The sequence below is a fragment of the Flavobacterium sp. 9AF genome (genome assembly GCF_902506265.1).
Taxonomy (GTDB): Bacteria; Bacteroidota; Bacteroidia; order Flavobacteriales; family Flavobacteriaceae; genus Flavobacterium.
On record NZ_LR733561.1, the window covers coordinates 18,800 to 32,505 of the forward strand.

Genomic DNA, 13,706 nt, shown 5'->3' on the forward strand with positions numbered 1-13,706 from the left:
TTTGATTTTAAAATTGTCATATGTTATCACCTAATCTTCATTTGTGTTTATTTGCAATAAACTTGTTGTTAGTGGTGATTTCATATTTCTTACTCATTTGATCACATAATGCTGTGATATCTTCTTTTCTTGCTAAAACGGTTATCCATTCTTGTGGAATGCTTTCGTATCCATATAACAATCCAGCTAAACCACCTGCAATAGCAGCTGTAGTATCGGTATCACCTCCTAGATTAACGGCTTTTAAAACTGTTTCAGAATAACTACTAGAGGTAAGCACACACCACAAACTGGCTTCGAGGCTGTGTAAAACATAACCGCTTGAATGAATCTTATTTTCTTCTAACTCATTAATATTTCCTTTTAAAATCCTATCAAATAATTGAATCTCTTTCTGATTAAAATCTTTATTTGAAATAAAATCATTCACAATTGCTTTAGTTTGTATATAGGTTTCAAATTTATTACGTCCTTTTAGTACTTCTAATGCGTAAACAATATATATAAAACAAGCCAAAACCGAACGAAAATGAGCATGTGTAATAGAAGAAACTTCTTTTACTTTCTGATAAATTATATTAATATTTTCTTCCTCTTTTAAATAAAATGCTAAAGGTAAAATGCGCATTAAAGAACCATTCCCATTGTCTTCCTCAAAAAAATTCCCTGAAAACATAGCTGATTCCCCATTTTCAATTCTAGACAATGAATATCTCGTCGTACCTCCAATATCAAATACCTCATTATGAGCTCCCCAGTAACCTTCTTTTTTCCATCTAACAAAAAGGCGTCCTATTTCTTCAATATCAAAGCCATAACACAAACTCTCCGCTAAACAAAAAGTCAAAGAACTATCATCACTCCAACTCCCTTTTGGTTGATTCCAAGCCATATAACCTAACATAGTTGTAACTGGATTTTCTCTAAGTTTTTCTCTTGATTTAAATTCCACAGGAACTCCTAGTGCATCACCAACCGCTACTCCAAATAAAGCACTATGTATTTTTGTTGTTTTCATTACATTTCAAATGTTTTTAACAAATCCTCATTCTTAGTATAAATTGCAAAAATGATTTTTTTAAATGCACCCTTGTATTTGCCTCGTAAATGCTCTTTAAATAGTGATGCAATCATTTGAGAATCATTCCTAAACACGCCACATCCCCAAGCACCTAAAACCAAAACTTCATTCCCTTTACTTAAGGATAACGCCAACATTTTATCTATTCTTCGCCTCATTACAGCTTCAATTTCCTTTTCTAGTTCAGGTTCTTGTCTTTTAATTACACCTGCATTTACTGCTGCCGATGTAATAAAATTACAATCCACTGGCTGATTTAATAATTCACCTCTATCCTTTCTAAAAACAGGCGTTTGTGGACTGTAAATCATTGCATCTGTATATATACATGATTTCATATTTCTGTGTGTATCGTAAAAAACTCTTGCTTGTAATTGACTACTATACAATGCAGACGTTCTTGCCAAGCTTTCTTCTTGCGCTTCAGCTCCAGACATAAAACCACCACCCGGATTCTTTGCTGAAGCAAAATTCAAGCACATTACCTTATTTGAATCTTCTGTTTCAACTATTTTTAAAATTGCACTTAAAGTCGTACTCTTTACTACTTCAAAAACGGTTTCAAACTTTGAGTCAATGACTTGTTTTTCTATAAGTTCTTCTAACTTTTCGGAAGAATAATAAACCGTGTTTTTTATACAATTATCTAAATTTTTACTTATATTAACTATGTTTCCTTCTCTATTTTTATATGCTCTTTTTTCTAAAATTGCTAAAGTATCTTTAGCCATACCTTTATTCGTCATAACATTCTTTCTTTCAAACATTAATTATTATTTTCTATTCTGTATTCAACAGGAATTTCTGCTCCAGTTTCTCATCCAGTTCCATTAAATAGGTTTTCCCAAACTTGCCATTTTCTAATTCGTCAAATAAAAAAGTAGGCAACCTCTTTTTACAATCTTTTTTCTGACTTAAAATCGCCATACACAAAGCAGCCACTGTATCGGTATCTCCACCAAAATCGATTCCATATTGTAAACATTCTTCCATTGAAGTAGCTTCTGACACAATTTTTATTACCGCTTTAGTAGTAGGGTAACCGTGCATATCTATTGGCGAAACGACCTCATAAACTTCATCTTCTTTTAAAGTTTCATTCAAGAAAGAGATTAAATCCGTTTTTTTATCGTAATTGTATCGATAAAAATGTACGGCTAATGCAATTCTTTTAGCGCATTGAATTCCTTCTTCAGTATTGTGAGATGTTTTTGCTTGAATTTCACAAAAAGAAAGTAATTTTTCTATATTCCTAATATAACCAATTGGATAAGCTCTCATCGCAGAGCCATTACCTGTACTTTGAAAAGATAGATTACTAATAAACTCTTTACCATTTTTACTCCTATCGAGTGCATTGTAAACTCTGTCTGAATACCCTCTTCTCTTATCTCTGTGAAAAACCGTTACAAACTTATCAGCTACTTTTTCAGTAGTCCAGCTATCCTCTTCTAGTAACAATTCTGTAATAGCAATTGCCATTTGAGTATCATCTGTATATTTTTTATAGATTTCTGTATACATTCCGTGTTTGTGATATTGAGTCAAATTGTTATACTTTTCAATATAATTCATTTCTTGAAACTCAAAACCTGCTCCGTAAGCATCTCCTATTGCTGCTTCTAAAATCATTTTTCCTTTTTTATGTGTTCGCGATACATTTTTTACTCCATTTCATTCTATAAAAAACACTCGAACTGACGTGAACTACTATTTATTTTACTTCTAATTGAATCACTTCCACTTTTTCGTTTTCGATATCTTTAAAAGAATTAGTTGTAAAAATGCGTTCAAAAACTTGAAGGCTCTCAAAACCTTTATTGAATATCCCATGACTCACTGCTAAGTATAGGCGACCGGCATTTTTATTTTTCAGTTCTTGAGCTAAACCAATAAAAGTGCCTCCACCATCGCAAATGTCATCTACAATTAAGCAATCTTTACCTTCTAAATCATCTGAATAGACCTTGAAGCCAGATAATTTTCCTGTTTTTACATCTCTGCTTTTACTACATTCTACTACCTCAACACCTCCAAGATATTCAGATACTTTATAGATTTTCTTTAAAGCACCACCATCTGGAGAAATCAATAAAACTTCGTTTCCAATTCTTTTAATAACTTCTTCAATGAAATAGTAATTTGGAATTACTTTACAGTGTTTTAATAAAGCAGACGTTACTTCAGAATGCGGATCAAAAACTTGAATGCTATTTAATTGTAAAGCATTGATAATATCTGCATATACTTTTACAGATAAAGGTTCGCCAGGAATCATCACACGATCTTGTCTAGCCGCGGGAAAATAGGGAATAAAGGCATTGATGGTTTTCACTTCCATTCTTCTTAATGCATCTATTGCCAAACAAAATAAGCCAAGGTCATTAAAAGAATTTAGCCTATGAGTGATGTAAACAGGCTGTGTAGTGTCAAAATCACCTGTAATTTTTATATGTGGTTCTCCTCCTGAAAAAACAAAACTTTGAAATGAAATTGTATTTTGAGTTCCAAGTGGCTTAAAATGAGGGTCTAAATTAAGAATCATAATATTTGTGTTTATTTTACACAAATGTATGATTTAATTTTTTTCTGACAAAATTTTATTTTGTGTTTTTTTTACACTAATTTAATTTCAAAGTGAATTCCTTCTTTTTCAAGGCGTTTATATTCAGAAATATTAAAAGTATATAACTTGGCCGGACGACCTGTTTTCTTATTGGCAAATTCTTCTGTTTCTGTTATAAAACCAAAACTTGTCATTTTTTTTCTAAAATTGCGACGGTCAATTTCTTTACCAATAATAGTGGAATATAAGTTTTCCAATTGAGAGAAAAGAAATTTTTGAGGTAATAAGTCAAAACCAATGGGTTGATAAGTTAATTTGTTTTTAAGTCTTTTTAACCCCATGTGCACAATTTCATTATGATCAAAAGCTAAATTAGGTATTTTATCCACTTCAACCCAAGAGACATGGTCAGCATCAGTGTCAGCAATTAAAGTAAGTTTAGATGGATCAACCAAAGCAAAATAAGCTACAGAAATAACCCTATTTCTAGGATCTCTAGTTATATCATCGCCAAAAGTGTATAATTGTTCTAAATAATTTACTCCTACGTTTGTTTCTTCTTTAAGTTCTCTTTTAACTGCTTCTATAAGTGTTTCATCTTCTTGTACCAAACCACCTGGTAAAGCCCAATAGGTATTTTGACTACCAAATTTTTGTTGGATTAACAATACATATAATTTGGATTTTTGGTAACCAAAAACAACAGCATCTACTGCTATTCTTATATTTTGATGATTTACTGACATAAAAACGTGTATATAATACGCAAATATAAGTTATTTTAACTGTATTGGTACTATTTCTATAGCAAATCTCATCTTTTCTAAATCTTATATAAGAATTGTAAATAACTTATACTTATCATAAAGTTACTATAACCTTACTATAACATTACCATAACCTTACTTTAAATATATTATAAATAAGCTATAAATATATTGTATTGATTAAATTACTGCCTGTTTAGGTAGTATTTAATTCAGCTAAAAAACTAGATTCTTTTATTTACTAACAGAAATCTTATAGGTAATTAAGTACGATTCATTTAATTTAAAATGCAGGTCGTAATTGCCTTTCAAAGAGAATCTTGTTTTAATTTCCAAAAGATCATTGTTTAATCGCGTTACAGAAATTTCATTGGTTTTTCTGAAAGAACCTGAAACTAACTCAACGGAAAGTGGATTAAACTCCTTTATTTTACTACCTTGTATAAAAAAAACCACTTCTTGGTCTTTTTTACATTCAACTTCTAATGATTTGGGTTGGACAGGAATAACTCCATAGGTATGGGTACTATTGTAGACGACAGGTCCATTTAAAAAATCTTCAATTGCAATGGGAGTATTGGTTAAAAGCCATTTTGCATCTAATGGATAATGATCTTTAGCAAACACATTAGGTTCAGCCAGAAAATAAGTAGTGTTAAAATTAGCCAGAAAATGACTGGTTTCATAATCAAAAAAACCAGCTGACCAAGTAGCATCACACAGATACCATTTATCATTTAGATAGACTGCATTCCAAGAATGATTTGGAATACTTAACTTTTTAATATTTTTAGTAATGGTTCTTCCGTAACCGTTTATAATTTCGCATTTTAAACCTGCAAATTGCGCCATCTCTTGAATAAGATAGGCATAACCCGTACAGACGGTCTTCTTTTCATTTTTTAATTTTTCAAAACTTTCCTTATTAAAGGATTTATCCCATTTTGCTAATTTCAGACTGTCTTTATACCATTTCTTTCTTTTATTACTATTTTTCTCTGATGCGTAATAGTCGTTTTCGATATTATTACACACCCAAGTATAGATTGCTCTAAATTTTTCAACTTCTGTAGTTAAGCTATTGGTTAGATTATAAGATAAAATAGGTAAACTCTCGAGACTTGCCCCCTGATAATGAGCTGCAATATCATCTGCTTTTGTAAAATCGATACCCTTAAAATCAGACAACTGCGCAAGAATCATGCAGGGTAGAAAAAAAAGCATCCTAAATAGGCCATTTTTACTCATTTCTAAACCAGTTACGAATTCTTTGAAAAAAAGATGGCTTGGAATAGTATTCTTTGGCAACAGCAACATCTCCCATTAATACAATATCATCTTCGATTAATTTAATAGTGAGATATTCTTCAGAAACTATGACTTCTTTAGTTTTATATCCAATAAAACTGACTATAAGTACATCTCCTTTTTTAAGTGGCGTTGGAAAACTAAATTCACCATCAAAGTTTGTTTGTGTACCAATATTAGTTCCTTTTACAACAACATTTATTCCAAGTAAAGGCCCAAAATTATCAGACACAACTCCTTTAACTAGTATTCCTTCGGTTAGTTGATTGTCTCTTTGCTGGATAGGTATTTGTACAATTTCTGCTTTTTCTTTAGTTTGTGCACTTGCACTATCTACAGCTAACAAAGACAATAAAGAAAAAGTAGCTACTCCCGCTTTGAAAGAACTTTTTTTATGCTGTATTTCTTGAACATTTGAGTGTAAATAGGCTTTCAGTTGGTCTTCCACAAACAAACCGCAGGTCTTTTGCGTAGTGTTTTTGAAATAGTTTGCAATAGCTTCATCAGACCAACTTCTAAAATCGATTACTTCTTTCTGACAAACAGTACAAAAACCTCCTTTTTCTGTTTGCAAAAAGTTATCGAACTTTTCACTACAAGGCGTATTTATAGAAAGAGTTGTTTTTTTATAAATCATTTTTTGAAAGATTTAAAAATAGAAATATAGTTTATATAAATTGTAAAATATGCTTTTTATTTTTAAAAATAATTAACTAAAATTTAAATATGAAATATTTTATTAAAAATGAAATGACATATTTGGAAATATAAAAAAGATATCTATATTTGCAAACAAAATATAAAGTATATATAGTTTGAGTTACTCTTTGTCATTTTCAAAAGCTGTTCTAGTAGTTATTTTCATTTCTGATAAGATAAGGCAAAATCAGTATGAATTTCTTTCTACAAAATTAATTTCGGAAATTTTAAATATTCCAAAACCAACATTAGTGAAGATACTACAAAATCTGTCAGTTGTGGGTATTATTGAAACTAAAGAAGGAAAACAAGGTGGTATTAGACTAATGAAAGATCCATCAAACATAACGATATTGGCAATTTTAGAAGCAATGGAAAGTGGTAAACCTCTGTTTAATACTACTTTTAACATAATGGCTGAAGGGAAAAGACCTGACAATGCGCAAAAATCAATTTCGTTGTTATTAGAAAATGCAGAAAGACAAATGAAAATGATATTACATCAAAAAACTATACAGGAAGTTTTACTCGATATGGATAAGTAGTTTTTTTTTAATAAAACTATATATAATACATATTTAGTATATTGTATTTATATTTCAAATAGTATCTATTTTTAAACATTAAGAAATCTAAAGATTATCATCTAAAAATAATTCTTAACATAAACTAAATATAATAAATATATTGTATAACTATTTAAATTTACCAAAATGAAAAAATTAAAAATTAAATTTGTAGCAATCTTAATGACTCTAAGTTTTTATCAACTAAATTTTGCACAAGAAACAAAGACAAATGAAAAAACAAAACTCAGTTTTGAAGTAGACCCAGCAACTTTTTTGTTTAATGGATATAGTTTCCATATTAGATTACAACCTAAAGGATGCGAACATCTGTTGATTGGATTAGGTACATATTCTATGGATTTACCAGACTTAATAGTCAATTTTAATAAAAAAAATAAAGATGAAGGATGGGATGTCAAAATTAATCAAGGATATAGCTTATTTGCTGAACAACATTTAACAGAGGTAAATAACAAATGGTTCATTGGAACTCAAATAGGGATTCAAGAATTCAAAATAGAAAAAAACAATACTTTAGGAAGTACTAAATTTACAAATATACTTACAATGGGTTATTTTGGTTATACCATAAGGCCTCTTAAAAACAATTTTTATATAAAACCTTGGTTAGGAATAGGTTATACATCTAAATTATCTGGAAATAATAATATAGCTATGACAGAATTTGACATAGCTCCAATAACTATGTTTGCAACATTTCACATAGGATATACTTTTTAATACATAAATAAATATAGCATTGTAAGATAATTTCAATAATTATTTTTTAGTAAAACTGACTCCTGTTTTGAATTATTATTAAAATCACGAGTCAGTTGTACAAAACTAGGTCAAATATGTAAAATAGCTTTAACTCCAATAAAAACCTCTTCTAAAATTACATTGAGTGCATCATTTTTTCTAGACAGTAGATAAACAGATGTACTTGGCATTTTAGGGCTATCCCAAAGCAATTGAACATCTCCTTTTTTTATAAAATCTTTTGCGTTGATATTCCAAACAATTGCTAAACCTAAATTTCTAGACAATGCAGTAAGTAATTCGTTTTCAGAGGGAATGATATAATTTGAGATCAAAGTAGGTCTTTTTTTATCAAAAACGTGTAGCCAAAATAATTTCACATGAGGAATACGCGCATCGTAGTTGTACCATTTTTGTTGATTTAACCATTGCTCGATAGCATTAAAATTTTTATTTTCAATTTCCTTTTTACAAAATGTGATATCTAAATTAGGACTTGCTACAATAACCTGCTTAATAACACCTAACTGTTTTTGAATGGTATCGAAAGTATCATATTTTTTGGTTACAATGGCAAAATCTATTTTTTTACTATCTACCAAATTAAATAGTTCGTCATTTTCTGCAAAAGTAAAATCGATAAAATCAAAATGAGAAAGTAATTGATTACCAATACTTAAAAACAAGTGCTTGGATATACCAACAGAAACCAATTGATTGGAATTGAAAGCTTTTTCACGAAATCCATTTTCTACATTTTCCAATCGATCCAAAGCTTCAATGATTAAATTATTAAGTAATTTGGCATATTCTGTAGGTTCTACTCCTTTCGATTTTCGGTTGAATAATTTATAGCCCACATGTGCTTCTAACATAGCTATTTGCTGACTTACTGCAGGTTGGCTGATAAATAATTCTTTGGCTGCATTGGAGAAATTTCCATTTTTATACACCGACTTAAAAGTACGATACCATTCTAAGTTGACCATGATATAAAATTATTTATCACAAACATAATTTAAATTATTTTTACTGATACCATTTAAGTCGTAATTTTGATAAAAAATTTAAAAAACATGAAACATATACTTGCTACCTTATTGGTAATTTTATGTTTGGGTTGTAAAGAAAAAGAAACAACAGCTCAAGAAGATACAACAGTACAAACAACAAAAAAAGAGACTATGAAAAAAGTATTATTTGTATTGACTAGTCATGATGAATTAGGCAATACGGGAGAAAAAACAGGATTTTGGATTGAAGAATTTGTAGCGCCTTATTATGAATTAGCAGATCAAGGAGTTGAAATTACTCTAGCTTCGCCTAAAGGAGGACAACCACCAATCGACCCAAGAAGTTCAGACCCATCCAATGCAACAGAAGACACCAAACGTTTTGACAAAGACGCAGCCTTACAAGAAAAATTAGCCCACACCAACAAATTAGCAGAAGTAAATCAAGCCGATTATGATGCTGTGTTTTATCCTGGAGGTCATGGTCCGCTTTGGGATTTAGCTTCTAGTGAAGATTCTCAGAAACTCATTACTTCATTTTACACAAACAATAAACCGATTGCGTTTGTTTGTCATGCGCCTGGGGTATTAAAAGAAGTAAAAGTGAATGGTGAATATTTGGTAAAAGGTAAAAGAGTAACCGGATTTACCAATGCAGAAGAAGAAGCTGTAGGTTTAACCGATGTAGTACCTTTCCTTTTAGAAGATGCATTACAAGCAGATGGTGCACTTTACAGCAAAGGAGACAATTGGGCACCATATGCCGTAGAAGACGGATTATTAATTACTGGACAAAACCCAGCATCTTCAAAACTAGTGGCTCAAAAATTATTACATCAATTAAATTAAGCAGAACATGCAAAATTTTGAATTATACAATCCCGTAAATTATGTATTTGGCAAAGGTCAAATTGAAAAATTAAAAAACTTAGTGCCCGAAAATACCAAAATATTAATTGCCTATGGCGGCGGAAGTATTTTTAAAAATGGGGTATATGATCAAGTAAAAACAGCTTTATCTAAGCAATTTGAAGCTGACCAAATTGTAGAATTTGGAGGTATTGAACCCAATCCGAGGTATGAAACCTTAATGAAAGCGGTTACCGTTATTAGAGAAGAAAAAATTGGGTTTATTCTTGCTGTAGGAGGTGGAAGTGTAATTGATGGTGTGAAATTTATTTCTGCAGCCGTACATTATGAAGGTGATGCAGCAGATATTTTGAGAAAGCGTATTTTGTTTAAAGATGTTTCCCAAGTAATTCCTTTTGGAACGGTATTAACATTACCCGCTACCGGATCAGAAATGAATTCAGGAGCTGTAGTAACTATCGAAGCTTCTCAAGAAAAACTAACTTTAGGCGGAAGTGCCTTATTTCCAGTATTTTCTATTGTTGATCCTACTGTAATTACTTCATTACCCAAGAGACAGTTACAAAATGGCGTTGTCGATGCTTTTACCCATGTTATGGAACAATATTTAACCTATCCTCACGATGCCATGCTTCAAGATCGCATAGCAGAAGGTATTTTACAAACCTTAATTGAAATTGGTCCTGATGTTGTAGAAAATCCATCCGATTATAAATTAGCTTCCAATTTTGTTTGGAGCGCTACAATGGCATTGAACGGCTTGATTCAAAAAGGCGTGCCATCCGACTGGGCAACTCACATGATTGGACATGAATTGACTGCTTTGTATGAAATTGATCATGCCCGTACCTTAGCTATTATTGGTCCCAATTTATATCGTGTAATGTTTGACACTAAAAAAGATAAATTAGCCCAATACGGTAAACGCGTATGGAATCTTACAGGAAATTCAACCGAAGCCATTGCAGAAGAAGCGATTGAGAAAACCATAGCTTTTTTCCATACTATGGGAATGAAAACTAAGATTTCAGAAAACACCGATAATTATGAAAATACAGCCGATTTTATCGTGAATCGTTTTGAAGAAAGAGGTTGGAAAGCAATGGGTGAAAAACAAAATATTACTCCTGAAAAAGTAAGAGAAATTGTAGAAATGAGCTATTAAGCTCATTTTTACATTTTAATTAATTGAATAGTTTCTATTCTAGAATTAAAATCAAGTCCTACAAAATAAATTCCCTTTTTAAAATCATTTAAATCGATTACTAATTTTAAATCTGTAGGTTTCAAACTCAATACTTTTTGTCCTAAAGAATTGTAAAAAATTATTAAACTAGGAAAAGTATTTTTAAATTCTAGAGTCACTTGAGTGTCAAATGGATTAGGAAACATTTTAAACTGATTTTTTTGAAAAGAATTTAAAGATAAATTAGCTATTTCAATACTAACAATTGTTGATGAAATTCCAAACTGATTTGAAATGGAAACGGTATAATCAGTCATTGGAGAGATTACGGTTGGTGTACCAGATATTTCTCCAGTATCAATATTAAAGTTTAAACCATTTGGTAAATTGGGTGAAATAGAAAAATTAAAATCATAGGAGGTCGTTTTTCTAATTTTATGATTAGCATAATCTATTATAAACATTTCTCCATTTTGATTAAATGTTATTGCCGAAGGTTCATTGAATGTAGATAAAAGTAGCTCATTATCATTATTTCCAACAATACCATTACCACAGAAAGTTGTTACATTACCAAATGCATCTATTTTTTTTATTTTATGGTTACCAAAATCGGAAACAAAAATGTTACCTAAATTATCTAATGCCGTTATTGTTGGATTTTTAAATTTAGCCACTAAAGCAGCACCATTAATATCTCCTAAACCAGAACCAGCAATGGTCGTAACTTGACCGTTAGTTTCAATTTTTTTTATTTTATGATTTCCATAATCAGTTACAATAATATTACCCAAAGCATCTAAACAAACTCCTGTAGGCCATTTGAATTTTGCTAAAACTCCTACACCATCAGCGTCTCCTATTGCTCCTCCAGCAATAGTACTAACTATTCCTGCGGGTGTAATTTTTCTTATTCTGTTATTATAATAATCTGCAACATAGATATTATCAGCATTATCAATAGCGATTTGATCGGGATAATAAAATTTTGCAGTATTTCCTACTCCATCTTGAAAACCTCCAACACCTGTGCCTGCAAATGTGCTAATTAAGCCATTACTATCAATCTTTCTTATTTTATGATTACTTTGATCACAAATAAAAAAATTACCATTTGAATCTTCCACTACACTTGTTGGAAAATTAAATGTAGCCACATTTAATGGCCCATCCAACGACCCTAATGTTCCTGTTCCCGCAAAGGTTGAAACATCTCCGTTAGAATTAATTTTTTTTATTTTATGATTTCCTCTATCCACAACTAGCAAATTATTATTGCTATCGAAAATACATGTCGTTGGAAAATTAAATTGCGCTATATTACTATTCCCATTTAAATCGCCTTGGATGCCCGATCCTGCATATGTAGTGATGCCAGGTCCATTAGGAATATTGCCTCCAGAATTAGTTGGTAAAAGAGGACTTATCGATTGGTACAAATTAAAATTATTGGGTGAATTATAAGAAATGTTAGGCGGTTGGGCATAACTTATATTTGCAACATAAAATAAAAAAAGTAACTCCTTGATCTTCATATTATAATTTGAAACAAATGTAAAATAAAAAACAGGAATTGTAGTTACAAATCCTGTTTTTCTAACCAACCAAAAACTAAATAATTTAACCCAAATTATTTAAAAATATACCTATAAAACGCAATAGAATAGATTTAAATTGCACAGAAAAAATTAAAAAAATGTTAAAGTTATATCGTTTACAGCTATAGCTAGTTTTTTAAGAACTTTCAATATTAAAAGTAATTCTTTACCTTTGATTTTCCTAAACTATAAATAAATGGAAAAACCAAAGTTTGCTGTCATTGGAGGAGGAAGTTGGGCAACGGCTATAGCAAAAATGCTATGTGCAAATCAAGAACAGATTGCTTGGTATATGAGAAGTACTTATGCTCTAGAATGTATAAAACATCAAAAGCATAATCCTAATTACTTAAGTTCTGTAGAATTTGATAATAAAAAACTTTTTTTAACCAATGATATTAATGAAGCTGTTTCCTATGCTGATTATATCATTTTTGCTATTCCATCTGCTTTTTTAAGTGCAGAATTAGAGAAACTAACGGTATCACTTAAAAATAAGATTATCTTTTCAGCCATAAAAGGGATTGTTCCAGAATCAAGTTTGATTGTAGGAGAACATTTTAATACAAAGTACAACATTCCTTTTGATAATATTGGTGTAATTACAGGACCATGTCATGCTGAAGAAGTAGCTATGGAACGTTTATCTTATCTAACTATTGCTTGTAATGATCGTTCTAAAGCAAAATATGTTGCTAAAAACTTAAGTTCCTATTATATAAAAGCAAAAACAACAGATGATATTATTGGGACTGAATATGCTGCAGTATTAAAAAATATTTATTCAATTGCTGCTGGAATAGCTCATGGATTAGGATATGGAGATAATTTCCAAGCTGTATTGATGAGTAATGCTATTCGAGAGATGAAAAAATTTATTCGAAAAGTTCATAAAATGAAACGAAATATAAATAATTCTGCTTATTTAGGAGATTTATTGGTAACGGGTTATTCTGTGTTTTCTAGAAATAGGATGTTTGGGAATATGATTGGCAAAGGATATACAGTAAAATCTGCTCAAATGGAAATGAGTATGGTAGCAGAAGGGTATTATGCAGCTAAAAGTGCTTATCTTTTAAACAAAGAATACAAAGCTGACACACCTATTATAGATGCTGTTTATCGCGTATTGTATGAAGGAAAAGAAGCTAAATCTGAATTCAAAAAATTAACAGAAAAATTAAATTAAATTTTAACGTTTCATTAGATTATACAAAACTACAGCCTATGTGTTTAAAAATCAAACATATAGGCTTTTTTTTAATTATTAAAAAATATCACAACATA

The 13,706-nt window shown here is 30.5% G+C and carries 14 protein-coding genes; 5 read left to right on the forward strand and 9 right to left on the reverse strand.

Annotated features, from left to right (window positions below; translation table 11 throughout):
- Positions 1 to 37: 37 nt before the first annotated feature.
- The 7 genes from HALO113_RS13920 to HALO113_RS13950 all read right to left on the reverse strand — a co-directional run bounded on the left by HALO113_RS13920 (position 38) and on the right by HALO113_RS13950 (position 6,359).
- A complete protein-coding gene (locus tag HALO113_RS13920; RefSeq protein ID WP_159779701.1) occupies positions 38 to 1,018 on the reverse strand; it encodes an ADP-ribosylglycohydrolase family protein in 981 nt (326 codons plus the stop codon).
- On the reverse strand, positions 1,018 to 1,848 hold the full coding sequence (locus tag HALO113_RS13925; RefSeq protein WP_159779702.1) for a TIGR02452 family protein: 831 nt from the start codon (positions 1,846 to 1,848) through the stop codon (positions 1,018 to 1,020). The genes HALO113_RS13920 and HALO113_RS13925 overlap by 1 nt, the downstream gene beginning before the upstream one ends.
- Positions 1,849 to 1,861: 13 nt before the next feature.
- Positions 1,862 to 2,713: an ADP-ribosylglycohydrolase family protein gene (locus HALO113_RS13930; protein WP_159779703.1), complete on the reverse strand. Its 852-nt coding sequence runs from the start codon at positions 2,711 to 2,713 to the stop codon at positions 1,862 to 1,864.
- A gap of 82 nt (positions 2,714 to 2,795) precedes the next feature.
- Positions 2,796 to 3,626 carry a ribose-phosphate diphosphokinase gene (gene prs / locus HALO113_RS13935; protein WP_159779704.1) on the reverse strand — a complete coding sequence of 277 codons (831 nt, stop codon included), beginning with the start codon at positions 3,624 to 3,626 and terminating at the stop codon, positions 2,796 to 2,798.
- A 71-nt stretch (positions 3,627 to 3,697) separates the two neighbouring features.
- Complete coding sequence (locus HALO113_RS13940; RefSeq protein WP_159779705.1) at positions 3,698 to 4,393, reverse strand: NUDIX domain-containing protein; 696 nt, start codon at positions 4,391 to 4,393, stop codon at positions 3,698 to 3,700.
- A gap of 255 nt (positions 4,394 to 4,648) precedes the next feature.
- On the reverse strand, positions 4,649 to 5,638 hold the full coding sequence (locus tag HALO113_RS13945) for a transglutaminase domain-containing protein (RefSeq protein ID WP_159779706.1): 990 nt from the start codon (positions 5,636 to 5,638) through the stop codon (positions 4,649 to 4,651).
- A 16-nt stretch (positions 5,639 to 5,654) separates the two neighbouring features.
- Positions 5,655 to 6,359: a carboxypeptidase-like regulatory domain-containing protein gene (locus HALO113_RS13950; protein WP_159779707.1), complete on the reverse strand. Its 705-nt coding sequence runs from the start codon at positions 6,357 to 6,359 to the stop codon at positions 5,655 to 5,657.
- 178 nt (positions 6,360 to 6,537) lie between these two features.
- On the opposite strand from HALO113_RS13950, the gene HALO113_RS13955 reads away from it, so the two are divergent.
- Both HALO113_RS13955 and HALO113_RS13960 read left to right on the forward strand, forming a co-directional pair.
- Positions 6,538 to 6,966 (forward strand): Rrf2 family transcriptional regulator, encoded by a 429-nt coding sequence (locus tag HALO113_RS13955; protein WP_159779708.1) that lies wholly within the window; start codon positions 6,538 to 6,540, stop codon positions 6,964 to 6,966.
- 168 nt (positions 6,967 to 7,134) lie between these two features.
- Positions 7,135 to 7,731 (forward strand): hypothetical protein, encoded by a 597-nt coding sequence (locus HALO113_RS13960; RefSeq protein ID WP_159779709.1) that lies wholly within the window; start codon positions 7,135 to 7,137, stop codon positions 7,729 to 7,731.
- 110 nt (positions 7,732 to 7,841) lie between these two features.
- Here HALO113_RS13960 and HALO113_RS13965 read toward each other — a convergent pair whose 3' ends face one another.
- Positions 7,842 to 8,741: a LysR family transcriptional regulator gene (locus tag HALO113_RS13965; protein ID WP_159779710.1), complete on the reverse strand. Its 900-nt coding sequence runs from the start codon at positions 8,739 to 8,741 to the stop codon at positions 7,842 to 7,844.
- An 87-nt stretch (positions 8,742 to 8,828) separates the two neighbouring features.
- Here HALO113_RS13965 and HALO113_RS13970 point away from each other — a divergent pair, with 87 nt between their 5' ends.
- The gene (locus HALO113_RS13970) at positions 8,829 to 9,614 is read left to right on the forward strand and encodes a type 1 glutamine amidotransferase domain-containing protein (protein ID WP_201297656.1); all 786 of its coding nucleotides are present in this window, start codon (positions 8,829 to 8,831) and stop codon (positions 9,612 to 9,614) included.
- Positions 9,615 to 9,621: 7 nt separating this feature from the next.
- Positions 9,622 to 10,800: an iron-containing alcohol dehydrogenase gene (locus HALO113_RS13975; protein WP_159779711.1), complete on the forward strand. Its 1,179-nt coding sequence runs from the start codon at positions 9,622 to 9,624 to the stop codon at positions 10,798 to 10,800.
- Between the two features lie 8 nt (positions 10,801 to 10,808).
- Here HALO113_RS13975 and HALO113_RS13980 read toward each other — a convergent pair whose 3' ends face one another.
- Positions 10,809 to 12,356, reverse strand: coding sequence for a putative Ig domain-containing protein (locus HALO113_RS13980; protein ID WP_159779712.1), 1,548 nt, complete (start codon positions 12,354 to 12,356; stop codon positions 10,809 to 10,811).
- A gap of 259 nt (positions 12,357 to 12,615) precedes the next feature.
- Here HALO113_RS13980 and HALO113_RS13985 point away from each other — a divergent pair, with 259 nt between their 5' ends.
- Positions 12,616 to 13,608 (forward strand): NAD(P)H-dependent glycerol-3-phosphate dehydrogenase, encoded by a 993-nt coding sequence (locus HALO113_RS13985; protein WP_159779713.1) that lies wholly within the window; start codon positions 12,616 to 12,618, stop codon positions 13,606 to 13,608.
- Positions 13,609 to 13,706: the final 98 nt, after the last annotated feature.